Source organism: Rhodobacteraceae bacterium D3-12 (assembly GCA_025916135.1).
Lineage (GTDB): Bacteria > Pseudomonadota > Alphaproteobacteria > Rhodobacterales > Rhodobacteraceae > JAKGBX01.
The window spans coordinates 3,980,552-4,004,569 of the sequence record CP104793.1 but is presented as its reverse complement, the minus strand read 5'-3'; the positions used below and the strand labels follow the sequence as shown (position 1 = coordinate 4,004,569).

The following is a 24,018-nucleotide window of genomic DNA, read 5'->3' as shown; positions in this document are numbered from 1 at the left end:
GGCATTGATATACGCCGCTCTTAACCGGTTGCCAAGGAACCCTCATGTCGCATGCCCCCATGTCCGCCCGCCGCTCGGCGGTTTACCTCCTCGATCAGGTGCTCGACGAACAGCACTTGCTGAGCGAGGCGCTGGCCAGCGGCGCGCTGTCGCGGCTTGATCCGGCGGACCGTGCCCGCGCCCAACGCCTCGCCACGCAAACGCTGCGCGGTATGGAACGCGCCGACCGTCTGTTGCAAAAACACCTGCGCAAACAGCCCCCCATGCATGTGCGCAACGTGATGCGCCTCGCTACGGTCGAACTCGCCCATGGCGGCGATGCGCATGGCGTGGTGAACGAAGCGGTCAACATCGTCGCCTCGCACAAGCGCCACAACCGGATCAAAGGGCTGGTGAACGCGGTGCTTCGCAAGATGACCGTCGACGCGCCCGAGAAATGGGAGAGCCTGCGCATTCCGCGCCTGCCGAAATGGCTGCGTGGCCCATTGGGAGAGGCATGGGGCAGCAAAGCAATGGCCGCTATCGAGGCCGCGCAATACGCCGGCGCGCCGATCGACCTCACCGCGAAATCCGACCCAAAGGCAGTGGCCGAAGCAACCGGCGGCGCGCTGCTGCCCACCGGCTCCGTGCGCCTTGATGGCTCTCCACAAGTCTCTAACCTTGCCGGATTCGCTTTGGGCGACTGGTGGGTCCAAGACGCGGCTGCGGCTCTTCCGGCCCGGTTTCTGGCGGCTCAACCTGACGAGGCGGTGCTGGATATGTGCGCCGCTCCGGGCGGTAAAACTCTGCAACTCGCGACCACCGGCGCCAATGTCACCGCGCTCGACATCTCTGCCGGGCGCTTGGCCCGTGTAACCGAGAACCTCGCCCGCACCGGGCTGAGCGCCAATGTGGTCGAAGGCGACGCCCTGACTCACCAAGGTGAATATGATGCGATTCTCCTTGATGCGCCCTGTTCGGCCACCGGCACAATGCGCCGCCACCCGGATTTGCCCTATGCCAAAGACGGTTCGGACTTCGGCGACCTGATCGCGCTTCAATCGGCGATGCTTGACCACGCCGTCAGCCTTCTCAAACCCGGCGGGCGGCTTGTGTTCTGCACCTGTAGCCTCCTCCCTGACGAGGGCGAAGTGCAAGTGGAAGAGGCTCTAACACGCCACGAAACGCTCGAAATTGACCGCGATGCGCTGTCGCTTCCCGGCATCGACCCCGCGTGGATCACCCAAGAAGGCGGCCTGCGGCTGCGCCCCGATTACTGGCCTGAACATGGCGGCATGGACGGGTTCTACATCGCCATGCTGCGCCGGAAATAGCCGAAAACCGCGCCCTCCCGCTTTTCCCTGATGACCTGTTACAATTGGCGGGCTATCATACGCGGCAACGACGCCCCAAAAGAGGCGCAAGAGGCAGAGCATATGTCCGACCGAGAGTCTTTCAGCGCGTGGCTGACGCGCCTTTTGAACCGTGCCCATGCGCGGTCAAGCGCTATGGCCAAATCCGCGACCGCTTTCGTCTCGCAACCCGAACCGCGCACCATCGGCATTTTCGCCCGCGGTCGGCAGCTCACCGCCGGAAATTTCCTGTTCTCCGGTCGCCTGATCGAAGACAGCCAATCGAGCATTTGGGATCTCGGCGTCAAATCCACCGGCTTTCTGAACGAAATCCACGGGTTTGCCTGGCTTGATGATCTCGCCGCCGTCGGTGATGCCGCCGCGCGCCAAAGGGCGCAGGCCTGGACATGGGAATGGGTCGACCGCTACGGCACCGGGCGCGGCCCTGGCTGGACGCCCGAACTCACCGGCAGGCGGCTGATCCGCTGGATCAACCACGCGATCTTTCTGCTGCACGGCTCGGAAAAAATCGCCTCGGACGCCTTCTATCGTTCCCTCGCGCAGCAGACCATTTTCCTTGGCCGCCGTTGGCAGGCAACCGATCCGGGCCTGCCCCGGTTTGAGGCTCTAACCGGGCTGATCTACGCCGGTCTCTCCCTCGAAGGGATGGAAAAACACACCGGCCCGGCGATCAAGGCTCTGGCGCAGGAATGCAAATCACAGGTCGACGCCGAAGGCGGCATTCCCACCCGCAACCCCGAAGAGCTGCTCGAAGTGTTCACGCTGCTCTGCTGGGCGGCCTCCGCTCTGGCCGATAGCGGCCGTCCCGTGCCCAACGCCCAACTCGAAGCGATCGAGCGGATCGCCCCGACCCTGCGCACTCTGCGTCACGCCGACGGTTCGCTCGCGCGGTTCCATGGCGGCGGCAAGGGGTTGGAAGGGCGGCTTGATAACGCCTTGGCACAGTCTGGCGTGAAAGGCCGCGCGCCCGACGGGCTGTCGATGGGCTACGCGCGGCTCTCCGCGTGGCGCACCTCGGTGATCGTCGACGCATCACCCCCGCCCAAAGGCCGCGCCAGCAAAGACGCCCACGCCAGCACCCTTGCCTTGGAGCTGACCTCGGGGCGCCGACCCCTGATCGTGAATTGTGGATCCGGCGCAAGCTTTGGCGAGGATTGGCGCCGCGCCGGGCGCGCAACCCCGTCCCATTCCACGCTCTGCATCGAAGGCTATTCCAGCGCGCGCCTCACCGGCGGCACCGGCAAATCCGCCGACATGATGAGCGACGCCCCCACCCATGTCCCGGTCGAGATGAGCCAAGCCCCCGATGGCATCCGCTTCCAAGGCGGCCATGACGGTTGGGTCAAAACCCACGGGTTGACCCACGCACGCACGCTCGAACTCACATTCGACGGTCGCGGGATGGTGGGCGAGGATCTTCTTGTCTGTCTGGAAGACGCCGACGAAAAGCGGTTCCATGCCAAGCTTCAGGATATGCTAGAGCCCGGAATCCTGTTCCAGATCCGCTTCCACCTACACCCCGATGTCGACGCCGAGATTGATATGGGCGGTGTCGCGGTCTCTCTCGGTCTCAAAAGCGGCGAACTTTGGGTGCTGCGCACCGATGGCGATGTCGACCTGACGGTCGAGCCGTCGGTTTACCTTGAAAAAGGCCGCCTCAAACCGCGCGCCGCTCAGCAAATCGTCCTCTCCGGTCGCGCCACCGAACCCGCGACACGCGTGCGCTGGTCCCTGTCCAAGGCACAGGACACCCCGGTCAGCATTCGCGATCTCGCGCAGGACGAGCTTGAGGTCTAGCGCCCGCGTCCGCCCCTATTGGAACGCCCCGGCATAGGCCTCGCGAAGCGCTTTTTTCTGAACCTTCCCCATGGTATTTCTGGGCAATTCAGGCAGGAACAGTGTCTGTTTCGGCTGTTTGAACTTGGCCAGTTTTTGCCCCACCACCGCGGCAATGTCCTCCAACGTCAGCCCGTCATCTTCCTTGACCACCACGGCCATCACGGCCTCGCCAAAATCGGGGTGCGGTACGCCGATCACGGCGGATTCCAACACGCCGGGAATGTCGTCAATCAGACTTTCGATCTCTTTGGGATAGACATTGAAGCCCCCGGTGATGATCAAATCCTTGCCGCGCCCGACAATCGAAACATAGCCATCCGCATCCATCTGCCCCAGATCGCCGGTGATAAACCACCCGTCTGCGCGCAACTCTTCGGCGGTTTTCTCCGGCATCTGCCAATAGCCCTGAAACACATTCGGCCCGCGCACTTCGATGGTGCCGATCTCGCCCTGCGCCACCTCTTTGTCACCCTCCATGATCCGCAACTCCACACCGGGAAGGGCAAAGCCCACGGTCCCGGCGCGTCGCTCGCCATCATAGGGGTTCGAGGTGTTCATATTGGTTTCCGTCATGCCATAGCGTTCAAGAATGCGATGCCCCGTGCGCGCCTCCCATTTCTCATGGGTATCGACCAGCAATGGCGCCGAGCCGGAGATGAAAAGCCGCATGTTAGAGACTGTTTCGCGGTTCAACCGCGCGTCATCCAACAGCCGCGTGTAAAACGTCGGTACCCCCATAAGGGAGGTCGCCCCCGGCATCGCCTCAAGGATCGCATTGGCATCGAATTTCGGCAAAAACACTGTCGACGCACCCGACAAAAGCGCCACATTCGTCGCCACAAAAAGCCCATGCGTGTGAAAGATCGGCAGCGCGTGGATCAACACGTCCTCCGCCGTAAACCGCCAGTAATCGCGCAATGTGGCCGAGTTCGAGACCAGATTGTCATGGCTCAGCATCGCCCCTTTTGAGCGTCCGGTCGTCCCCGAGGTGTAGAGGATCGCAGCAAGATCATCGGCCCCACGCGGCACCGGCACAAACGCCGCCACCGGCGACAGGCCCTCAACCAGCGTGCCCTCACCACCCGCGCCCAGCGTCAAAACCTTTGCCGCCCCGGCGAGCGGTGCAATCTCTCCATCACGTGCCGGATCGCAAACCACCACCGCAGGCGTCGCATCCGATAGGAAATATTCGACCTCCGCCCCGGTGTATGCCGTGTTCAGCGGCAGGAATACGCCCCCCGCCAGCACCGTGCCGATATAAAGCTGCACCGCTTCGATGCATTTCTCGACCTGCACCGCGACCCTGTCACCGGGTTCAAGACCCAGAGAAAGCAACCGCGCCGCCATCGCCTCTGCCCCTTCAAAAAGAGCCTGATAGCTGATGTCGCTCATCCCCGGTCGGGTGGCAAAAACCTTTTCGCGCTGCGCGGCAAGATGCTGTGCAAGGTGTTGGGCTAGATGGTTGTCATCATACATTTGGCGGCTCCTCCTCGGGCAATAGCCTTTCATCATGCGCATGGCGGATATTTTCAAGCAAAGATTGACCCGCGCCTCGCACGACAATAGGCCTAAGGTAACGAAAAGGACCGCGCGACATGAATCCGATCAAAGGCATTGCCCTCAAACTGGCGGCAGTGACGCTATTCGTCATCATGTCATCACTGATCAAGGTTTCCGCCGATCACGTCCCCCCGGGCGAGGCGGTGTTTTTCCGCTCTTTCTTTGCGCTCTGGGTGATCGTGGCATGGCTCTGGCTGCGCGGCGACCTCGATACCGGGCTCAAGGTCGAATCGAAAATGGGCCATTTCTGGCGCGGCTTTGTCGGCACGGCGGCCATGGGCATGATGTTCACCGGCTTGGGTCTTCTGCCTCTGCCCGAGGTAACGGCCATCGGGTTTGCCACGCCAATCATGGTGGTGATCTTTGCCGCGATGTTCCTCAACGAACGGGTCGGGATTTTCCGGCTTGGCGCGGTGGCGCTGGGCCTCGTCGGCGTTCTGATCGTCCTGTCGCCGCGGATGACCGCTTTTTCCGGCGAAGTGGTGGAAACGGCACAGGCGGCAGGCGCGGTGATCGTCCTGATGGGCGCAGTCTTCGCCGCGCTGGCTCAAATCTACATCCGCAAACTGGTCGCGACCGAGCAGACCTCGGCCATTGTGTTCTATTTCTCGATCACCTCAACGGTCTTGTCGCTGCTGACCCTGCCGTTTGGCTGGGTCATGCCGTCGCCTTACGAAACCTCGCTGCTGGTGCTGGCCGGGCTGATCGGCGGCTTGGCACAAATCTGCCTCACCTCGGCCTATCGCTATGCTGACGCCAGCGTGGTTGCCCCGTTTGACTATGCGGCCATGCTTTTGGCGCTGGCAATCGGCTATTTCATCTTCTCCGAACCGCCGACAGTCACCATGCTTCTGGGCGCCAGCCTGGTCATCGCCGCCGGTCTGATCATCATCCTGCGCGAAAGCTGGCTTGGCCTTGAACGCGGCCGCTCGCGCAAGAACGTCACGCCGCAAGGCTAACGAAAGATGGGTCGCACATGACAGAACACACCCCCGCCAAGGCGCTCGGCCACGGGCCGTTGCAACAACTCTCGCCGCCCGGCTTGCTGGATGGTGCGGCGCGCCTTGCGGTGGCGGGGGTGGCTGTTGCTCAGCCCAACTGGGACGGGGTGATCCTGCTTCCCGGCGATCCCGGTCACTGGGTCCACCTCAGCGCCGGAGAGGTGATAAGCTTTCAATCTTTTCTCACCCTGCGGCTGGCCACCGCGCTGGGCGCGGGCAGGGCGGCGGACCTGACCGCTCTGCATGACACAATGGCGCGCCCCGAACGGCTGGCAATGCAGCTAAACTCGGCAGAGTTGGGCGGGAACAGTGACGAAATCCTTGGTCACCTCATCGGCGCCGAACTGGCCGCCGCACGCGCCTATTGGCTGGGCCAACAGGTGATTATTCTGGGCGAGGGGGGCATCGCTGACGCCTATACGCAGGTTCTCGAAGCCCAAGGCGTGCCCGTCACCCGTGGCGATCGCGCCGCCAGCGAAGCAGCGGGGCAGGCGGCGCTCTAACTCACCCTTCGACCGGCGCGCCGATGCGGTCCCGGCAGGGGCCGAAAAACGCCGCCAGCCCAAGGATGATCCCCGAAATAGTCGCGATCATCCCCGCCGCGCTCACCGAATTGGCAAAGCCAAGCCACAGCGGCCCATACCCGGCCAGAACATAGCCCAAAACCGCCGATAGGCTTGCAAACACAACGCTCCACGCGACCTGATGCTCAAGCCGGTTGGTCATCAACCGCGCCGCCGCCGGTGGGCAAATGAACATCGCGATCACAATGATCGAGCCGACCGCGTCAAACGACGCCACAGCGGCAATCGCGGCGACAATCACCAACCCCATGCCAATCGCCGTGACCGGCAACCCGATGGTGCGCGCAAACCCCTCGTCAAACGTGCTCAGCTTCAGCGGCCGCCAGAACAGCCATGTCGCCAAGGACACCACCGCCGCCACAAACGCCATGCGGATCAACTCCGGCGGCAAACCGGCAAGCGCCTCGGGATCAAACAGCGAGCTCCAGCCAATGGCATCGAGCCAGATCAGGCTCTCCAGATTGCCATAAAGCGCGTGCTGCACATCAAGATGCACCGAAGACGTGTCCGATTGCTCCAACAACAGCACGCCCGCCGCGAACATGGTGGTAAACACGACCCCCATCGCCGCCCCCGGTTCGATCCGCCCCAACCGCCGGATCCCCTCGATCAAAACAACAGCCAGAACCGCCGCGCCCCCGGCGCCCAGCATCATCGGCCATGTGCTCACCGTGCCGGTAATCAAAAAGCCGACCACGATCCCGGGCAACACAACATGCGAAATCGCATCGCCGATAAGCGCCTGCCGCCGCAGCACAAGGAAATTGCCCGGCAAGGCACAGGCAATCGCCGCCAACACGCCGATCAATATCGCAGGAAGCGACAAGGGAACAAACTCTGCGCCGCTCATGCCGATGCCTCCGGGCCTAATCCACGATCTATTTCTGCAATCTGATCAGGCGTCAAAACAGTCTCTAACGGGCGCAATCCGTCATAAAGCGCCGCCGTCGCCTCAAAATCCGCATCGGCTCTAAGCAACTGCCAGCGCCGCTCGTCCAGCAGCGATTTTGCCGCCGCCACCTTGCCCGCTTCGGTCGCCACCCCGTCAGGGCGCGCATAGCCCGCGCCTTGCAACAATCGCACGGTCAGCCGCTCGTAAATCGGTTGCCCCTGCGCCAATGCCAACAAACCCTGCCGGATATGCACGCGCCGTTGATAATGCCGATGGTTCAAATAGGTCGCCAAAACCCCGCGCTTGGGTGACAGAAAAAGCGACAGAGCAAAAAACACAAATGACGCCAGCACAATGATCGGCCCTGTCGGCAGGTTCGGCGCCGAAGCCGAAACGACCGCGCCGGCAAATCCCGACACACCGCCAAACAACCCGGCCAACAAAACAACCCGATCCGCCCGGTCGGTCCAGAACCGCGCCGCAACCGGCGGAATGATCAACAACGCCACAATCAGGATCAGCCCGACGATCTTCAATCCCACGACCGTCACCGCCATGACCAACCCCATCATAGCAAGGTCGATCCGCCGCACATCGCGCCCTGATGCCGCGGCGTATTCGGGATCAAACGCCACCATCAACATCGGGCGGCGCAACAGAACCACCAATGCCAACGTCAATGCACCGCCCACGGCAATCACCACCGCATCGGAAAACAACATCCCCGCGGTCGATCCCAAAAGGAAGCTTTCAAGCCCCGCTTGCCGCCCCACATTCAGAGACTGAATCACCGTAAGCAGCACAATTCCCAAGCCAAAGAAGACCGACAGCACCGCGCCGATCGCTGCATCTTCGGCCAACCGCGTCCGCCGCGTTAACCAGCTTACGCACAGCAACCCGGCCCATGCCGTCACGGCCGAACCCAACAGCAACCCCGGTAACGCCCGCCCGTCTCCACCAAAGGCCACCATCACCAAAAACCCGAGCGCGACACCGGGCAAGGTCGCATGTGAAATCGCGTCGCTGACGAGCGACCGCTTGCGCAGGAACAAAAACGTCCCCGTCACCCCCGCCGCGATCCCCAAAAGGGCCGCGCCGGTCGCCACCAAAAGAGCATTATACCCAAGTCCAAGCATGCGCGCCTACACCGCCAACTGGTCGATCTGGGCCGTCGCAAGGCGCCCGCCATAAGCGGCCTGAAGCGTTTCTGAGGTAAAGGCCTCTTCGACCGTGCCTTCGGCAATCGCTGTTGTGTTGATCAGAAACACGTTGTCGAAATAATCGGTCACCGTGGATAGGTCATGATGCACCACAATCACGGTTTTGCCCGCATCGCGCAGGGATTTCAGAACGCCGATAATCGCCTTTTCGGTCGCCGCATCAACGCCTGCGAACGGCTCGTCCAGCAAATAGACCTCCGCCCCCTGCGCCAATGCCCGAGCAAGGAAAACCCGCTGCTGCTGCCCTCCCGAAAGCTGACCAATCTGGCGGTCGGCAAAGGCCTCCATTCCGACCCGCTCCAAACAGACGCGCGCCTTGTCGAAATGCGCCTTGCGTGTGCGCCCCAACAGGCCCAACTCACGCGACAAGCCCATCAGCACCACATCAATCACCCGCGTCGGAAAATCCCAATCAACCGATGCGCGCTGTGGAACATATGCAATCCGCGCCAGCTCGCCCTTCAACGGGTGCGAAAAGACACTAACCTTGCCCGAAATCGGCTTCACAATGCCCAACGCGGCCTTGAGCAGGGTCGATTTACCCGCCCCGTTCGGGCCGATAATCGCGGTCATCTTGCCCGGCGCGAACGTCGCATCAATCGAAAAAATCGCAGGTTTCTCGCCATAGGTCACCGTCAGCCCGCGAATGGCCAGCGGACTATCTGCAAGACGCTCCTCGGCAAGAGGGGCGCCGTCTTTGGCAGCAAGGGAGAGACTCATGCGTTCATTCCTTTAGCTCGCCATGGCGAGGCGGCCACTCATGCCCCGCTCCGGCGTGTCCCCACCCAACGCGCGGGCGATGGTGGTGACGTTATGATCAATCATGCCGATATAGGTGCCCTCATAGCTCCCCGGCTGTCCCATCGCGTCCGAAAACAGCTCGCCACCGATGGCAACCTTATGCCCCTTGGCACCGGCCCCTTCGATCAACGCGCGGATATTACGATCCGAGACAGAGCTTTCAACAAATGCGGCACTAATCTTGCGCGAAACCAACAAATCAACCAGCTCGGCAATGCGGCTCAACCCGGCTTCGGACTCTGTCGAAATGCCCTGAATGCCGATCACCTCATACCCAAAGGCCCGCCCGAAATAGCCAAAAGCGTCATGCGCCGTAACAAGCACCCGGCTTTCTTCCGGCACAGTCGCCAACACTGTCGTGGCATAACCGCTCAGCGCCTCAATCTCATCCAGATAGGCCGCGGCATTGGCGGTAAAGCTCGCTTTCGCTTCGGGTCGCGCGTCGATCAACGCGTCACGCACGGCTTCGACCGCCACGCGCCACAGGCCCGGAACCATCCACAAATGCGGGTCGAATTTGTTCTCGTAATCCGCATGCGCAAGCAGTTGATCGCGCTCAAAGGCGTCCCCGATAACGGCCAGAGTGCCGCGCTTGGCCAGCTTTTCGAACACATCCTCCATTTGCGCCTCAAGATAGAGCCCGTGGCGCAGGATCAGATCGGCCCGCGTAAGCGCCACAATATCGCTGCGCGTCTGGCGATAGGAATGCGGGTCAACACCGGCCCCCATAAGCGCCTGCACCGTTACATTCTCTCCACCAACGCGCATCGCGGCATCCGCGATCATCCCCGTGGTCGCAACCGCGCTCAAAGGGCCAGCCGCCCGCGCAGCAGTCGCCAGAGGGGCGAGCGCTGCGCCCGTTGTAATGCTCAGAAAAAACCGACGAGACAGGGTCATCTTCTATTATCTCCAATTGCGTTACCAACTGAATATGCGAGTCATTCGCAAGAAGTCAATGAAAATGCGAATTATTCGCAAGAAGAGCCCGTGACCGCCTAAAAAGTAATCTCAAATCGCGCTCCGTGGGGGCTGTCGACCAAACAAATACTGGCACCAGACGACTCAAGCATGGCGCGCGCAATCGCAAGGCCCATCCCCGTGCCACCTGCATCACGCCGCGTGGTAAAGAACGGGTCAAAAATCCGGCTTTTGTCTCCGTCCGCAATGCCCGGCCCATCATCGCAAATGTCCAAGGTTTTGCCCGAAAAACCCAATGTTAGGGTCGAAGCACCATGCGCGGCGCTATTCTGCGCCATTTGCTCCAACACCGCCATCGCCCCATCATGATCAAGCGGTATCGCCCCGGACCCTGTCACCAGTATCTCCAGCGATATCCGCTTTCTCAGATCCTCGGCCAAGCGTTCCAAATCCGCTGGACCCGCGCCAAGAGGGGTGCGCGCAATGGTCAAGCGGCGCAACGCATTCAAAAGCTGCTCCATCCGCGCCGATGACGTGCGAATCGATGCCAAAAGCGCCGCACGATCCTCCTCTGCCACATCGTCCGAAAGCAGTTCCGCCGCCGCCGCGATACTGGTCAGCGGCGACTTCATCTCATGCACCACATGATCGGCAAATGCCCGCAACCCGGCCTCGCGATTTTGCAGCGTGGTTGCCATCTCATCCACCGCCAGCCCAAGCGCCGAAAACTCTGGCGTGCCAAAATGGGTCGGCAGCGGCGCATCGCTGCGCCCATCCCGCACCGCCTTGGCGTGGGCGGTCAACGCATAAACCGGCCGCAAAACAAGCCGCCACAGCAAAAACCCAAGGATCACTGTCGCGACAAACGCCATCACCCCGAACAATTGCGCGGTCTCAAGCCACCCGAGGATATTCCCGGCCAGCTTGAAGTACCCGATCCCAATCAGCGGCAGCACCAGCACGCTCGCCAATGTGCCGCCAATCACCAACGCCAAGGGCGGGCGCCACTTTTGCCGTATCCTCTCGGCCCGCATCTGCTCTGCCCTTACCCGCTCAGACATGGCCCCATCCTGATCCCGACCCCATGCACCGTTTCGATCGCATCCACCACACCCGCCCCTTTAAGCTTGCCGCGAAGGTTGCGCAGGTGGCTGTCCAGCGTGCGCTCAGACACATGAATGCTCGGCCCATAAACCGCATCCGAAAGCTGCGCCTTGGAAAACACATTCTCTGGCCGCGCCATAAGACAGGCCAAAATCGACATTTCCCGCTGTGTTAGAGCCTGATCAACCCCGCCAACGCGGCACAAATGCCGCGCCGGATCAATCTCCAACACGCCTCTGCGCAGGCTGCCATTGGCACCACCAACACCTTGCGAGCGTTTCAGGATACTGCGCACCCGCGCCACCAATTCACGCGCTGAAAACGGCTTGGTGACATAATCATCCCCGCCAAGCTCAAGCCCCAGAACCCGGTCAATCTCATCATCGCGCGCCGTCAAAAACAGCACCGGCGTCTCTTTCTCGTGGCGAAGCTTGCGGCAAAGCTCGAACCCGTCCATCGACGGCATCCCAATATCAAGGATGATCAGATCGTCCCGCCCGTTAAGCGCTTTGGCAAGCCCCTCCGCCCCGTCTCCGGCCTCGCGTGTGGCAAACCCGGCTTGTTTAAGCGCGATCCGCAAGACCTCTCTAATCTGCGGGTCATCGTCGATGATCAGAATGTCGGCCATGCGCGAACGGCTCCCGCAGTTTCAAGTGCAGCGAGGCTACGCGCAGTCCGCCAATCGCGAAAGCCCCATTCTCGCCAGTCAGCAGACCATTCCAAAGGCCCACCTCCACAAAGCGTGCGCCCGCTTCGCAGCTCAAAATCGCGAATGGCCGGCACCGCCGCGCGGTCAAGCTGGCACAGATACCGCGCATCAACCGGAACATCATGCGACAGGTTGAACCGCGCAATCACATCCGCAAACGACAGGAAACTGCACAGATAAAGCGTCCCAATCCCAAGCAGACCACAGCGTTTAAGCATCCAAAGCGCACCGTGATGCCGCAGCACCTGCCACATCACCAGCAAAACCCCCACCGCTACCAGCCCCATCCAAACCAGCGCCGCAAGCCGAAGATGCGTCAGCCCATAAGCAAAAACATAGCTTTCAAGCCGGAACAGTGACGAAATCACTAGAAAAAAGGTCTGCCCCAACCAGCCCAAAAGCGCGAGGCGAAGCACCCGGCTCTGGGTCGTGAACGGGCGCGCCACAAGCGCAAAAGCCCCCGCCAAAAGCGCCGTCACCAAAAGCGGATAGGCCCCCCGATGCGCATACTCGGCATAGCTCATCCCCGCAGGCAGGGTCGCACCGCCCGACAGAATTGCAAGATCGGTCAAACTCTGCACCGCAAACACCACGTTGAACATCACCAACGAGCGGCGCACCGACCCTTCGTTGAAAACACGCGGCACCCTCCGCGCTCTAGGTGGCGCAAAGCCAAGATCAAGCCGCTGCCTCATCCGCCCCAGCGACACAAACGGCCAAAGCAGCAATGCCATAAGCGCCCAGAACATCACACGGTCGGGCGCAATCCCCGGCCCATCAACCCAGAGCGCCCCGCTAAGCCACCTGTAAAGCAAAGGGTTCGCATTGCTCAAAAGCACCAGAAACAACGCCCCAAGTCCAAGCGGCAAAAGCCATCCCAACACGCCCGCATGCAGACCCCCGCGCCAACTGCCCGCGCCGCGCCGGTACATGGCGCTCAACCCTTCGCTTACGGTTTCGGGCGCGTGCAGCAAAAACCTAAGCGCGCCGCTCAACCCCGGAAACCGCGCCAACGCGATCCACCCGGCGCCAAGCACAAGACCAAGCACCCAAAACCCAAGCGACAGCGCCTGAGCCCGCTCCAACACCGGCAGAAACAAAAGCGCCGCCAAAATCACGCCCTTGCCGCCTCTGAACCCGGCACAGATCCAGCCGATCCCCAACACGGCCAAGCCAAACACCGCCAACGACACCCCCGGCACCACTTGCCAGATCAATCCATCCGCCAAGGCCAAAAGCCCCACCAGCGCTCCGGCGCGCAGTGCCCATGAATCGGTGCTTTTGGGGCCATCCTTCGCGCCGATTGGCGGGCGCGGCGGCGATGGCGGGGCGCTGCTCAACCACCAGCCATCTGTTTGAACCGATTGCGGCACGCCGCGGAGCAAAAACATCTTCATCTGCCTGTCCCATTTCTATGGTTTTGATGCCTCCAACCCTAGCGCCGCAATGTGCAGAACCACCGGGGCATTTGCGCAGTTTTCGTGCAGACCCGCCCGCGCCATGGCTTGCGTCCGCCGATGCCCCGTGACACGCTTACCCCAAGCTCAGGAGGAAAAGATGCCAGGCGAGGTGAAAGACCGCGAGCGGCTGCTGCCGCAGGCGATGGAACAGCGTAACGACGGGCTCCCGCTCGATCTCGGCTGGGTCCGTCGGGTACAGGCGAACACATCCGCGATCGAACGCCGTGCCAGCACGCTCCCCGGTCGGCGCAGTGTCAAAAAAGACTATCAGGCGGCGTGGCTGTGCAAGGCGATAAGCTGCATCGACCTCACCACGCTCGCGGGCGATGATACGGCGGGACGCGTGGCGCGGCTCTGCGCCAAGGCGAAACAACCGGTGCGCGCCGAACTGCTCGATGCGCTGGGCATGCAAGGGCTGACCGTTGGCGCGGTCTGTGTCTATCACGACATGATTGCCCCCGCGGTGGGCGCGCTTGACGGCACCGGCATTCCGGTCGCTGCGGTCTCCACCGGCTTTCCGGCGGGCCTCTCTCCGTTCCACCTCCGCGTGGCCGAAATCGAAGAAAGCGTCAAAGCCGGCGCGCGCGAGATCGACATCGTAATCTCCCGCCGCCACGTCCTCCAAGGCAACTGGCAGGCGCTCTATGACGAAATGCGCAGCTTCCGCGAGGCCTGCGGCGAGGCGCATGTCAAAGCGATCCTCGCCACGGGCGAGCTGGGAACCCTGCGCAATGTCGCCCGTGCGTCTCTGGTCTGCATGATGGCGGGGGCCGACTTCATCAAGACCTCGACAGGCAAGGAAAGCGTCAACGCGACCCTGCCGGTCAGCCTCGTCATGATCCGCGCGATTCGAGACTATTACAGCCGAACAGGCGTGAAAGTCGGCTATAAACCGGCCGGTGGCATCTCCAAGGCCAAGGACGCGCTCACCTACCTCGCCCTGATCAAGGAAGAGCTGGGCGATGCGTGGCTTGACCCGCATTTGTTCCGCTTTGGCGCGTCCTCGCTTCTGGGCGATATCGAGCGCCAGTTGGAACATCACGTAACAGGCCGCTATTCGGCCTCATATCGGCACGCAATGGGGTGATGGGCATGACCGTTAAAGAGATCTTCGAAACCATGGACTATGGCCCCGCCCCCGAAGGCGCCGCCGAAGCCTTCGCTTGGCTGGTCGATCAAGGCGACAAGTTCGGCCATTTCATTGACGGTGCCTTCACCGATCCGAGCGCCGGGTTTCTTTCGAAAAACCCCGCCAACGGCGAAACGCTCGCAACCCTGACCCAAGGCACCCAAGCGGATGTTGATGCCGCCGTCGCCGCCGCCCGCAAGGCCCAGCCCAAATGGGCGCGCCTCGGTGGCCATGGCCGTGCCAAACACCTCTATGCGCTGGCCCGCGCCTTGCAGAAACACAGCCGCCTTTTCGCCGTGTTAGAAACGCTTGATAACGGCAAACCTATCCGCGAAAGCCGCGATATCGACGTGCCTCTGGTGCAGCGTCATTTCTATTATCACGCCGGCATGGCCCAACTGATGGAGAGCGAACTCCCCGATGCCGAACCGCTCGGCGTCTGTGGTCAGATCATCCCGTGGAACTTCCCCCTGCTGATGCTCGCGTGGAAGGTCGCTCCGGCGCTCGCTATGGGCAACACCGTGGTGCTCAAACCCGCCGAATACACCTCCCTCACGGCGCTGCTCTTTGCCGATATCTGCCGTCAGATCGGCCTGCCCAAGGGCGTGGTCAACATCGTCACCGGCGATGGCGCGACCGGCGAAATGATCGTCGACCACGACGACATCGACAAAATCGCCTTCACCGGCAGCACCGACGTCGGCCGCCGCATCCGCACCGCTACGGCTGGCAGTGGCAAGGCGCTCACCCTCGAACTGGGCGGCAAATCGCCCTACATCGTGTTCGATGATGCCGACATAGATAGCGCGATCGAAGGGCTGGTCGATGCGATCTGGTTCAATCAGGGGCAGGTCTGCTGCGCCGGCTCCCGCCTCTTGGTGCAAGAGAGCATCGCCGACAGCTTCTATGCCAAATTGCGCGAGCGTATGACCAAGCTGCGCATCGGCAACCCGCTCGACAAATGCATTGATGTGGGGGCTGTGATCGACCCTGCACAGCTTAAAACCATCACCGACATGGTTAACGCCTGTGACGAGGGCGAGAAATTCTCAACCCCCATGGCCGAGCCGGTCGAAGGTTGCTTTTATCCTCCGACCCTGATCACCGGCCTCTCTCCCGCGCATCGCCTGATGCAGGAAGAAATATTCGGCCCCGTTCTTGTCGCCGCCACCTTCCGCACCCCGGACGAGGCGGTCGCGATGGCCAACAACACCCGCTACGGTCTCGCCGCCAGCCTCTGGAGCGAGAACGTGAACCTCGCCCTCGACATCGCGCCGAAACTTGCCGCTGGTGTGGTCTGGATCAATGCGACCAACCTGTTTGACGCCGCCGCCGGCTTTGGCGGTGTGCGCGAAAGCGGCTTTGGTCGCGAAGGCGGCTGGGAAGGTCTCCAAGCTTATACCCGCCCCAAACGCCGCACCAAAACATTGGCCAAAATCGAGCCTAATCCAGCCAAAGATGGCGAAATTGACGGCGTCGACCGCACGGCCAAGCTGTATGTCGGTGGCAAGCAATCGCGCCCCGATGGCGGCTATTCTGCCAATGTCTGGGGCAAAAACGGCAAGCTGCTGGGTCAGGCGCCCATCGCCAACCGCAAAGACGTCCGCAACGCGGTCGAGGCCGCCCGCAACGCCTCTGGCTGGAGCAAAACCACCGGCCACCTGCGCGCCCAGATCCTCTATTACATCGCCGAAAACCTCGATGCCCGCGCCAAGGAATTCGCCGCCCGTATCGACGCCATGAAGGGCGGCCGCCAAGGTGCGAAAGAGGTCGAAGCCAGCGTCAAACGCCTCTTCACCTATGCCGCTTGGGCCGACAAATTTGATGGGCAGGCCCATGGCGTGCCGATCCGCGGCGTGGCTCTGGCGATGCGCGAACCTCTCGGCGTGATCGGCGCGTTTTGTGCCGACGAAGCCCCTTTGCTCGGCCTTGTGTCGGCCATGGCTCCGGCCATCGCCATGGGCAACCGCGTGGTGCTTGTTGCAAGCGAACCTTACCCGCTCTCCGCCACCGATTTCTATCAGGTGCTCGACACGTCTGACGTTCCCGGCGGCGTGGTCAACATCCTGACCGGCACCCATGCAGAGCTGGCCCCGACGATGGCCGGTCACATGGATGTCGATGCGGTCTGGTCGTTCTCTTCCAGCGAACTTTCCCAGCTGATCGAGCGTGAAAGCGCCGCAAATCTCAAGCGGACATGGGTGAACAACGCCAAAACCCGCGACTGGTCCGGGGACGAAGGGCAGGGGCGCGCCTTCCTGAACGCCGCGACCGAGGTCAAGAATATCTGGATACCCTACGGCGAATAGGCGCCAAAAGCCCCGGGATCACACCCGGGGCCGGGTTATCAGTTCGCTAGGCTTAGCTCGACAGACTCAGTTCGACAGGCTCAGTTTGATAGGCCTTGTGGCTGTCCCACCACGACAAAACTCAACCGCGCCGGATCAAGCAGTTCTTTCGAAACCCGGTTCGCCTGTTCCAAGGTCACCGCATTCACCCGCTCGTTGCGCGTGGTGATATAGCTCGCCGGCATCCCCGACAGCTGCATATTAACCATGATGTTCGCTATCGGCCCATTGCCATCAAACCGCAGCGGATAGGAGCCCGTAAGATAGGTCTTGGCATCCTCAAGCTCCTCGGCGGTGACACCTTGCTCGTGGGCTTTCTTCCACTCATCTCGGATCACCTTGATCGCCTCGGCAACGCGGTCGTTGGCCGATGCAACCGACCCCATCCAGATGTCGGCATATTCCTTGTCGACCAAATAGGAATAGACCCCATAGGTCAGCCCGCGTTTCTCGCGCACTTCGGTCATCAGACGGGATTCAAACCCGCCACCTCCCAGAATGATATCAACAAGGTAAGCGGCAAAGAAATCGGGATGATCAATCGACATTCCCGGCTGGCCGAACACCACAACCGATTGCGGTGTGTTGAAATCAATCACCTTGATGCCCCCGGCAAACTGCGGATCAGCCTCTTTGGGAAGCGCCGGACCATCAGCCGGCAACTCGCCCAACAACGTGTCGATCACCTGCCCAAGCTCGTCGGCGGTGATATCGCCAACCGCGCTCACAAACAGCCGGTCACGGGCGAAAACCGCCCGATGCGCCGCAATCATATCCTCACGGCTGAGCGCCGACACGCTCGCAACGGTGCCATCGCGCGACGACCCATAGGGGTGGTCGCCAAACACCTGCGCATCAAACGCCCGACGCGCGATTGTGTTGGGGTCTTTCTCGTCCGAGCGCAGGTTCGACAACACCTGTGCGCGCACCCGCTCGATGGCGTCGGCGTCAAACCGTGGCGCCACCAGCGCCTGTTTCAACAGGGCAATCGCCTCGTCCCGGTTCGCGGTCAAAAACTTGGCCGAAACCGAAACCATATCGTCGCTGACCCGAAAGCTGAACGACGCAGCAAGGCTCTCGCTCGCGCGGGCAAAGGTGCGTGCATCCATGTCGCCCGCCCCCTCTTCCAACAAAGCGGTCATAAGGTTGATCGCCCCGCGCTTGCCCGGCGCATCCAGCGACGCACCACCCTTGAACCGCAACTCAAGCGCGGTAAACGGAATCTGATGCTCCTCGACCAGCCACGCGTCGATCCCCGCGGGAGAGGTCATCTCTTTGATCTGCACATCGGCCCGCACCGGCAGCGCAATGACCAGAGCTGCAAAAAGCGCGGCCCCGATCTGTTTCAACGACAGGCTCAACGGGTTCATCAACGGGCGAATGCTCATTGGGTGATCTCCTTCTTCGCGCCCATCAACCAGCCGGTGACCGAACGCTCGCGTACCAAAACCTCTCGCGCAACGGCAAGGATGTCATCCTCGGTGACCGCCTGAAGGATCTCGGGCCAGTCCTGCACATCCTTGATGGTCAACCCGGTGGTCAACGCCTCGCCATAGCGATTGGCAAGCCGCTCAACACTGTCGCGCGAATAAATCTGCGAGGCCTTAAGCTGCATCTTGATCCGCGCCAGCGCCTCTTTGTCCACGCCCTTTGCCAGAAACTCGGCAATCGCGGCGTCCATCGCATCTTCGGCCTGCTGAAGCGTCACCCCGTCCGACGGCACCACGATCAGGCTGAACGTCGTATCATCCAACGACGACCCGTCATAATAGGCACCGGTATAGACCGCCTTCTGCGTCTCGAACTGAAGCTTTTCGGACAGCCAAGATGTCGTCCCGCCTCCCAAAAGCTCGCTCAGCATGACAAGCGCGGCGGCCTTCTCCTGCGCGCCGCTATCGCGCTCGGGCGCGATGTACGTGCGGCTGACATAGGGCTGCGCCACGCGCGGATCATGAAACGTCATCCGCCGCTCCGACGTCTGCGGCGGCTCTGACGGGCGCACCCGCGGCTTAAGATCGGGGTTGGGCGGCAGAACGCCATAATATTTCTTGGCCAGCGCAAGCACCTCGTCGGGCTTCACATCGCCTGCCACAACCAAAACCGCATTGTTGGGCGCATAATAGCGCTTGTAGAAATCCATCGCCGCATCAAGGTCGAGCTTCTCCATCTCATGACGCCAGCCAATCACCGGCACGCCATAGCGATGGTTCAGATATTGCGCCGCACGCTTTTGCTCGCGGAACAACGCGTTCGGGCTGTTCTCGGTGCGCTGGTTGCGCTCTTCGATAATCACGGCACGTTCGGTGATGATATCGGACTCGGTCAGGCGGATATTCACCATCCGGTCGCTTTCCATCTTCATCATAAGCTCAAGCCGGTCGGCGGCGACACGTTGGAAATAGGCGGTGTAGTCAAAGCTGGTAAAGGCGTTATCGCGCCCGCCATTGCGCGCCACAGTGGCCGACAATTCACCGGATTTAAGCGTATCAGTCGCCTTGAACAGCAGATGCTCCAGAAAATGCGCCACCCCGGACACGCCCGGCGTCTCATCCGCTGATCCGGCGCGATACCACACCATCTGCACCACCACAGGGGCGCGATGGTCTTCGATGACCACAACCTCCATGCCGTTATCAAGGGTGAAGCTGCGAACCTGATCATCCGCCGATGCGGGCAGGGACAGGACAAGCAAAGCGGAGAACCAAGCAAGAAGCGGCTTCATCATGGGGCAAATCCTCATAGTTTGGTCATTGCTTAAAACAATAGGGGCATGTGTGCCGGCTTCAAGGGCCGCACACCGAGAGTGACGCAGACGTGAGCGTCCGGCATTTGGAAATCCTCGCGCCGCCAAGACCGCAGCGACCCGCAGAAGCGACTCAATTCGCAGGCGGAGCTGTGGGCGTGCGCACCCCGGTCGAGCGGCGATACCGGTTCATTTCGCCCCGCGCGTTCAACGTCTCGCGCTTGTAGACCTTGTTATACAGATCCTGCCGCGCGATGCGCAGCTTGGTAAAGCGTGACTTGCGGCGGCGGAAATCTTCGTCCTGCTTGGCCAAAGTTTCGCGAATGGTTGGGTCGACCCCATGCCGCCCCGCCTGCCGCACAAGCGCCGAATCCGATCCCGGAATGCCACCGGGCTGAAGCTGCGCCGGGTTCCCGCCAAGCGCTGCAACACCATCAGCCTTCGGGTTCTGATCGGTCAGGTTCGCAGAGCCCGGTGTCGGCGTGGGCAATTCGGTGAAATTCGCCGGTTGCTGCAACGGCTTGCCGGGCAGGATCAAAAACTCGTCCGGCCCGTTCCCCGATGGGCGAACATCGCGCAGCGTGATGTCGCGCTCATACCCCGCACAGCCCGCAAGGCCGCTCGCCACCAGTATCAGGATCATAATCCGCTTGTGCATGGTCAACTCCACCACCATTTGGGCTGGGTTTTACCCCATTGCCGGTCAAACGTCACGCGGGCTTTTTCGTCCCTGAAAAAACCACCATTCCAAGTGCCCCGGCGAACACGGCAATATCGGCAAGGTTGAACGAATAGGGGTTCTGAAACCCGCAACACGTCACGTTCAGAAAATCCGCAACCGCGCCGTAAAGCAGCCGGTCCACCACATTTCCCAGCGCTCCACCAACCAACAACCCGGCCGAGATATGGGCGGCGGGGCCGTTCTCCTCGTGATGGGTCCACCACACCACGGCCCCCGCAATAATCAGGGCAACAACCACCAGAACCCACCGGGTCAGGTTGTTATCCTCGGCGAACAGCCCAAAGTTCACGCCGTAATTCCATGCCATACGCAGGTTGAACATGCCGGGGATCACGATGATCTCGCCCAATTCGCGCAGGTTCATCCAATGCACCACAAGGTATTTGCTGGCCTGATCGGCCAGGAAGGTCCAAAACCCTACCCAGAATACCGCGCGCATTACTGCTTCTCCTGCCTCGATCGGGTCGGTTTGTCCGGCCTCGATGCGATTTGCCTCTAACCCTTAGTGCCGGAAATGTCGCATCCCGGTCAAGACCATAGCCAACCCGGCCTCGTCCGCGGCGGCGATTACTTCATCGTCGCGCATCGAGCCGCCGGGCTGAATGACGGCGCTCGCGCCCGCTGCGGCGGCTTCCATCAACCCGTCGGCAAATGGGAAAAACGCGTCCGATGCCACGACCGATCCCTTGGCCGGGCTCTCGGCCAGACCCAATACCTCACCCATGCGGGCGGCTTTGATCGCGGCGATATTGGCACTGTCGACCCGGCTCATCTGACCGGCGCCTACACCTACGGTTGCAAGGTCTTTGACGTAAACAATCGCGTTTGATTTCACATGTTTGGCGACTTTCCACGCAAACAGCAAATCGGCCAGCTCCTGCTCGCTTGGCGCGCGTTTCGTCACCACCTTCAGATCATCCAATGTGATATGCCCGTTGTCTTTGCCTTGCACCAGAAACCCGCCCGAAACCTGACGATAGGTCAGCCCCGCCGCCATCGGATCGGCCATGCCGCCGGTGGTCAAAAGCCGCAGGTTCTTCTTGGTCGCGAACACCTCACGCGCCTCTGCGCTGGCGTCGGGGGCAATCACGACCTCGGTAAAAATTTGTGCGATTTCTTCGGCAGTTTCCCCATCCAAGGGCTGGTTGAGCGCAACGATTCCCCCAAATGCACTGGTCCGGTCGCAATCAAACGCCTTCGCATAGGCCTCTTTCAGGCTTGCACCGCGCGCCACACCACAGGGGTTGGCGTGTTTGATGATGGCACAGGCCGCACCGCCGTCTGCACCGAATTCACTCACCAGCTCGAACGCGGCATCCGTGTCGTTGATGTTGTTATAGCTCAGCTCTTTACCCTGATGCTGGGTCGCGCTGGCCACGCCGGGGCGGTTGCTGCCATCGGTGTAAAAACTCGCCGCCTGATGCGGGTTCTCGCCATAGCGCAGGCTCTGCGCCAGCGTCCCGGCAAAGGCACGGCGGCGCGGGGTCGGTTCTGCGATCGCATCCGCCATCCATGTGCTGACAGCCGCGTCATAGGCACCGGTGCGGGCATAGGCGCGCTGCGCCAGAGTGCGCCGGAACCCGGCCGAGGTCGCGCCGCTATGCGCGTCCATCTCCGCCAACAAAGCGGCGTAATCCTCGACATCCACCACCACGTTAACAAAGGCGTGGTTCTTGGCCGCCGCACGGATCATCGCCGGGCCGCCAATGTCGATGTTTTCAATGCAATCGTCCCACTCCGCGCCCTTGGCCACGGTTTCCTCGAACGGATAAAGATTGACGACCAACAGGTCGATCGCTTTGATCCCATGGGTCTCCATCGCCGAGGCATGCGCGTCATTGTCACGCAGCGCGAGCAATCCACCATGCACCATCGGGTGCAGCGTCTTGACCCGCCCGTCCATCATCTCGGGAAAGCCCGTCACCTCGGCCACGTCCATCACGTCCAGCCCCGCCTCGCGAAGCGCCTTGGCGGTGCCGCCGGTCGAGAGAAGCTCAACACCCCGATCAGAGAGGGCACGGCCCAGATCAACAAGCCCGGTCTTGTCCGAAACAGACAAAAGGGCGCGGCGGATGGGGGTTTGATCACTCATCTGGTGTCTCCGAAAGGCTTAAAGGCAGCATTTGGGGGTCGCATACGCCATCTTTTGCGGAGATTGAACCGCCGAGTTGCCGCAGATGGGGGAAAAGGGTGGTTTTTGTGCAGGGAGGGCCATTGAGCTTGGCACTTAGGGCAGCGCCGCCCCAGGGGGGGCGGGTTGGCGCTGCCCGGCGCAAGCGCCGGGCGGAACATCTCTTAAAAATTGCGCAATGAAATATCTTGCCGCCTCAATCCGGCGCCAGCATATACCCCGCGCCGCGCACCGTCTGAAGGTATCTTGGCTGTTTCGGGTCGGACTCGATCTTGCGCCGCAGCCGGGTGATCTGCACATCCACCGCGCGCTCCTGCGCCTGTCCGCCATCGCGCCCTAGGTCTTCAACCAGCTTCGCCCGGCTCACCGCTTCCCCCGGCGTGTCTGCGAAAATCCGCATCAACTGCCCTTCGGTCGCCGTCAGCCGCACAAGCTCATCCCCGCGCCACATCTCGCCGCGTTCAATATCATACCGGATCGCGCCCAAATGCAGCACCTTGGGCTTCAGCGTCTCGGCCTGCGCCTCCGGCATCCGCCGCAGGATCGCGTTGATCCTGAGCAAAAGCTCCTTGGGCTCGAACGGCTTGGCAAGGTAATCATCCGCCCCCGCTTCCAACCCGGTGATCCGGTCCTCCGTCTCGCCCTTGGCCGTCAGCAACAGGATCGGCGTCGCCATCGTTTCGCGCAACGCACGGGTCAGGCTGATCCCGTCCTCACCCGGCATCATCACGTCCATCACGATCAGATCGAAATCAAGCCCGCTCAAAATCCGCCGCGCATGGGCCGCATCCCGCGCGCCCGTCACAAGGAACCCGTTCCGCTTGAGAAACTTTTGCAACAACAGCCGGATGCGCTCGTCATCATCAACGATCAAAAGATGCGGTTCAAAATCGCTCATATGCTGCGCTCCTTTAAAGCGGCGTATTTGCGGCGCATCTCCGGATCCATCATGGCTTCCAATACGGTGCGAAACCCGGCCACGGCCTCTGGTCCTGCGTTGCGGAACGCCGTGCGCATCCGCGCCCGCTGTGCGTCCGACAATCTGCGCTCAAGCGCTTCACCCGCCTCTGTCAGGAACAAATGCCTCTCCCTCCGGTCCGCTGTGCCAACCTTGCTCTCCACAAGGCCATCTTCCACCAAAGTGCGCAACACACGGTTAAGCGATTGTTTCGTCACGCCCAGAATTTCCAGAAGGTTGTTCACGGTTGTACCCGGCGCGCGCGCAATGAAATGCACCGCCCGGTGATGCGCCCGGCCATAGGCCATCCCCGCCAATATCCGGTCGGGATCGGCGGTAAAACCGCGATAGGCAAAGAACATCGCCTCAATCCCCTGCCGCAATTGCTCATCGGTCAGGAACAACAGATTTTCGCCGCTGATGCTCTCGCTCATGCCTCTCCCCCGCGTTCACAAATCGCCTTTTCTGACGTCACAATAAGTCAGCTTTGTTGACATTCCAAGACGCAACTGTTAGCGAATCGCAGC

21 protein-coding genes are annotated in these 24,018 nt (G+C 61.4%); 6 read left to right on the top strand and 15 right to left on the bottom strand.

Annotation, left to right across the window (positions count from 1 at the left end; translation table 11 throughout):
* The first annotated feature begins 44 nt into the window (after positions 1 to 44).
* Both N4R57_19750 and N4R57_19745 read left to right on the top strand, forming a co-directional pair.
* Positions 45 to 1,313: a methyltransferase domain-containing protein gene (locus tag N4R57_19750; GenBank protein UYV37163.1), complete on the top strand. Its 1,269-nt coding sequence runs from the start codon at positions 45 to 47 to the stop codon at positions 1,311 to 1,313.
* Between the two features lie 102 nt (positions 1,314 to 1,415).
* Positions 1,416 to 3,149 (top strand): heparinase II/III family protein, encoded by a 1,734-nt coding sequence (locus N4R57_19745; GenBank protein ID UYV37162.1) that lies wholly within the window; start codon positions 1,416 to 1,418, stop codon positions 3,147 to 3,149.
* A gap of 15 nt (positions 3,150 to 3,164) precedes the next feature.
* On the opposite strand, the gene N4R57_19740 is transcribed toward N4R57_19745, so the two are convergent.
* Positions 3,165 to 4,667 (bottom strand): malonyl-CoA synthase, encoded by a 1,503-nt coding sequence (locus N4R57_19740; GenBank protein UYV37161.1) that lies wholly within the window; start codon positions 4,665 to 4,667, stop codon positions 3,165 to 3,167.
* A 119-nt stretch (positions 4,668 to 4,786) separates the two neighbouring features.
* Between N4R57_19740 and N4R57_19735 the strand changes: the two genes are divergently transcribed.
* Positions 4,787 to 5,710, top strand: a complete 924-nt coding sequence (locus tag N4R57_19735) for a DMT family transporter (protein ID UYV37160.1) — start codon at positions 4,787 to 4,789, stop codon at positions 5,708 to 5,710.
* A gap of 17 nt (positions 5,711 to 5,727) precedes the next feature.
* Positions 5,728 to 6,255 carry a 2-dehydro-3-deoxygalactonokinase gene (locus N4R57_19730; GenBank protein UYV37159.1) on the top strand — a complete coding sequence of 176 codons (528 nt, stop codon included), beginning with the start codon at positions 5,728 to 5,730 and terminating at the stop codon, positions 6,253 to 6,255.
* Between the two features lies 1 nt (position 6,256).
* On the opposite strand, the gene N4R57_19725 is transcribed toward N4R57_19730, so the two are convergent.
* The 7 genes from N4R57_19725 to N4R57_19695 form a co-directional block, all read right to left on the bottom strand.
* Positions 6,257 to 7,186, bottom strand: coding sequence for a metal ABC transporter permease (locus tag N4R57_19725; protein UYV37158.1), 930 nt, complete (start codon positions 7,184 to 7,186; stop codon positions 6,257 to 6,259).
* Positions 7,183 to 8,364 carry a metal ABC transporter permease gene (locus N4R57_19720; GenBank protein ID UYV37157.1) on the bottom strand — a complete coding sequence of 394 codons (1,182 nt, stop codon included), beginning with the start codon at positions 8,362 to 8,364 and terminating at the stop codon, positions 7,183 to 7,185. The genes N4R57_19725 and N4R57_19720 overlap by 4 nt, the downstream gene beginning before the upstream one ends.
* 6 nt (positions 8,365 to 8,370) lie before the next feature.
* Positions 8,371 to 9,168: a metal ABC transporter ATP-binding protein gene (locus N4R57_19715; GenBank protein UYV37156.1), complete on the bottom strand. Its 798-nt coding sequence runs from the start codon at positions 9,166 to 9,168 to the stop codon at positions 8,371 to 8,373.
* Between the two features lie 12 nt (positions 9,169 to 9,180).
* Positions 9,181 to 10,146, bottom strand: a complete 966-nt coding sequence (locus tag N4R57_19710) for a zinc ABC transporter substrate-binding protein (GenBank protein ID UYV37155.1) — start codon at positions 10,144 to 10,146, stop codon at positions 9,181 to 9,183.
* 98 nt (positions 10,147 to 10,244) lie between these two features.
* Complete coding sequence (locus tag N4R57_19705) at positions 10,245 to 11,228, bottom strand: HAMP domain-containing histidine kinase (protein ID UYV37154.1); 984 nt, start codon at positions 11,226 to 11,228, stop codon at positions 10,245 to 10,247.
* Positions 11,213 to 11,899 (bottom strand): response regulator transcription factor, encoded by a 687-nt coding sequence (locus N4R57_19700; protein UYV37153.1) that lies wholly within the window; start codon positions 11,897 to 11,899, stop codon positions 11,213 to 11,215. Before N4R57_19700 ends, N4R57_19705 begins: the two co-directional genes overlap by 16 nt.
* Positions 11,884 to 13,371, bottom strand: a complete 1,488-nt coding sequence (locus N4R57_19695; protein UYV37152.1) for a DUF4173 domain-containing protein — start codon at positions 13,369 to 13,371, stop codon at positions 11,884 to 11,886. The genes N4R57_19700 and N4R57_19695 overlap by 16 nt, the downstream gene beginning before the upstream one ends.
* 166 nt (positions 13,372 to 13,537) lie before the next feature.
* On the opposite strand from N4R57_19695, the gene deoC reads away from it, so the two are divergent.
* Positions 13,538 to 14,527 (top strand): deoxyribose-phosphate aldolase, encoded by a 990-nt coding sequence (gene deoC / locus N4R57_19690; GenBank protein ID UYV37151.1) that lies wholly within the window; start codon positions 13,538 to 13,540, stop codon positions 14,525 to 14,527.
* A 5-nt stretch (positions 14,528 to 14,532) separates the two neighbouring features.
* Positions 14,533 to 16,878: an aldehyde dehydrogenase family protein gene (locus N4R57_19685; protein ID UYV37150.1), complete on the top strand. Its 2,346-nt coding sequence runs from the start codon at positions 14,533 to 14,535 to the stop codon at positions 16,876 to 16,878.
* Positions 16,879 to 16,958: 80 nt separating this feature from the next.
* Here the strand turns inward: N4R57_19685 and N4R57_19680 are convergent, their stop codons facing one another.
* The 7 genes from N4R57_19680 to N4R57_19650 form a co-directional block, all read right to left on the bottom strand.
* Positions 16,959 to 18,305: an insulinase family protein gene (locus N4R57_19680; GenBank protein UYV37149.1), complete on the bottom strand. Its 1,347-nt coding sequence runs from the start codon at positions 18,303 to 18,305 to the stop codon at positions 16,959 to 16,961.
* Complete coding sequence (locus N4R57_19675) at positions 18,302 to 19,642, bottom strand: insulinase family protein (protein UYV37148.1); 1,341 nt, start codon at positions 19,640 to 19,642, stop codon at positions 18,302 to 18,304. Before N4R57_19675 ends, N4R57_19680 begins: the two co-directional genes overlap by 4 nt.
* A gap of 151 nt (positions 19,643 to 19,793) precedes the next feature.
* Positions 19,794 to 20,318, bottom strand: a complete 525-nt coding sequence (locus tag N4R57_19670; GenBank protein ID UYV37147.1) for a DUF3035 domain-containing protein — start codon at positions 20,316 to 20,318, stop codon at positions 19,794 to 19,796.
* Between the two features lie 52 nt (positions 20,319 to 20,370).
* Entirely contained in the window at positions 20,371 to 20,841 is a 471-nt protein-coding gene (gene lspA, locus N4R57_19665; GenBank protein UYV37146.1) for a signal peptidase II, read from the bottom strand.
* A gap of 63 nt (positions 20,842 to 20,904) precedes the next feature.
* Complete coding sequence (gene purH, locus N4R57_19660; GenBank protein UYV37145.1) at positions 20,905 to 22,494, bottom strand: bifunctional phosphoribosylaminoimidazolecarboxamide formyltransferase/IMP cyclohydrolase; 1,590 nt, start codon at positions 22,492 to 22,494, stop codon at positions 20,905 to 20,907.
* 235 nt (positions 22,495 to 22,729) lie between these two features.
* On the bottom strand, positions 22,730 to 23,431 hold the full coding sequence (locus N4R57_19655; protein ID UYV37144.1) for a response regulator: 702 nt from the start codon (positions 23,429 to 23,431) through the stop codon (positions 22,730 to 22,732).
* Entirely contained in the window at positions 23,428 to 23,925 is a 498-nt protein-coding gene (locus N4R57_19650) for a MarR family transcriptional regulator (protein ID UYV37143.1), read from the bottom strand. The genes N4R57_19655 and N4R57_19650 overlap by 4 nt, the downstream gene beginning before the upstream one ends.
* Positions 23,926 to 24,018 lie beyond the last annotated feature (93 nt).

Coding starts and splice junctions, on each gene's coding strand:
- N4R57_19750 (UYV37163.1), top strand. CDS start 45: ATGTCGCATGCCCCCATGTCCGCCCGCCGCTCGGCGGTTTACCTCCTC.
- N4R57_19745 (UYV37162.1), top strand. CDS start 1,416: ATGTCCGACCGAGAGTCTTTCAGCGCGTGGCTGACGCGCCTTTTGAAC.
- N4R57_19740 (UYV37161.1), bottom strand. CDS start 4,667: ATGTATGATGACAACCATCTAGCCCAACACCTTGCACAGCATCTTGCC.
- N4R57_19735 (UYV37160.1), top strand. CDS start 4,787: ATGAATCCGATCAAAGGCATTGCCCTCAAACTGGCGGCAGTGACGCTA.
- N4R57_19730 (UYV37159.1), top strand. CDS start 5,728: ATGACAGAACACACCCCCGCCAAGGCGCTCGGCCACGGGCCGTTGCAA.
- N4R57_19725 (UYV37158.1), bottom strand. CDS start 7,186: ATGAGCGGCGCAGAGTTTGTTCCCTTGTCGCTTCCTGCGATATTGATC.
- N4R57_19720 (UYV37157.1), bottom strand. CDS start 8,364: ATGCTTGGACTTGGGTATAATGCTCTTTTGGTGGCGACCGGCGCGGCC.
- N4R57_19715 (UYV37156.1), bottom strand. CDS start 9,168: ATGAGTCTCTCCCTTGCTGCCAAAGACGGCGCCCCTCTTGCCGAGGAG.
- N4R57_19710 (UYV37155.1), bottom strand. CDS start 10,146: ATGACCCTGTCTCGTCGGTTTTTTCTGAGCATTACAACGGGCGCAGCG.
- N4R57_19705 (UYV37154.1), bottom strand. CDS start 11,228: ATGTCTGAGCGGGTAAGGGCAGAGCAGATGCGGGCCGAGAGGATACGG.
- N4R57_19700 (UYV37153.1), bottom strand. CDS start 11,899: ATGGCCGACATTCTGATCATCGACGATGACCCGCAGATTAGAGAGGTC.
- N4R57_19695 (UYV37152.1), bottom strand. CDS start 13,371: ATGTTTTTGCTCCGCGGCGTGCCGCAATCGGTTCAAACAGATGGCTGG.
- deoC (UYV37151.1), top strand. CDS start 13,538: ATGCCAGGCGAGGTGAAAGACCGCGAGCGGCTGCTGCCGCAGGCGATG.
- N4R57_19685 (UYV37150.1), top strand. CDS start 14,533: ATGACCGTTAAAGAGATCTTCGAAACCATGGACTATGGCCCCGCCCCC.
- N4R57_19680 (UYV37149.1), bottom strand. CDS start 18,305: ATGAGCATTCGCCCGTTGATGAACCCGTTGAGCCTGTCGTTGAAACAG.
- N4R57_19675 (UYV37148.1), bottom strand. CDS start 19,642: ATGATGAAGCCGCTTCTTGCTTGGTTCTCCGCTTTGCTTGTCCTGTCC.
- N4R57_19670 (UYV37147.1), bottom strand. CDS start 20,318: ATGCACAAGCGGATTATGATCCTGATACTGGTGGCGAGCGGCCTTGCG.
- lspA (UYV37146.1), bottom strand. CDS start 20,841: ATGCGCGCGGTATTCTGGGTAGGGTTTTGGACCTTCCTGGCCGATCAG.
- purH (UYV37145.1), bottom strand. CDS start 22,494: ATGAGTGATCAAACCCCCATCCGCCGCGCCCTTTTGTCTGTTTCGGAC.
- N4R57_19655 (UYV37144.1), bottom strand. CDS start 23,431: ATGAGCGATTTTGAACCGCATCTTTTGATCGTTGATGATGACGAGCGC.
- N4R57_19650 (UYV37143.1), bottom strand. CDS start 23,925: ATGAGCGAGAGCATCAGCGGCGAAAATCTGTTGTTCCTGACCGATGAG.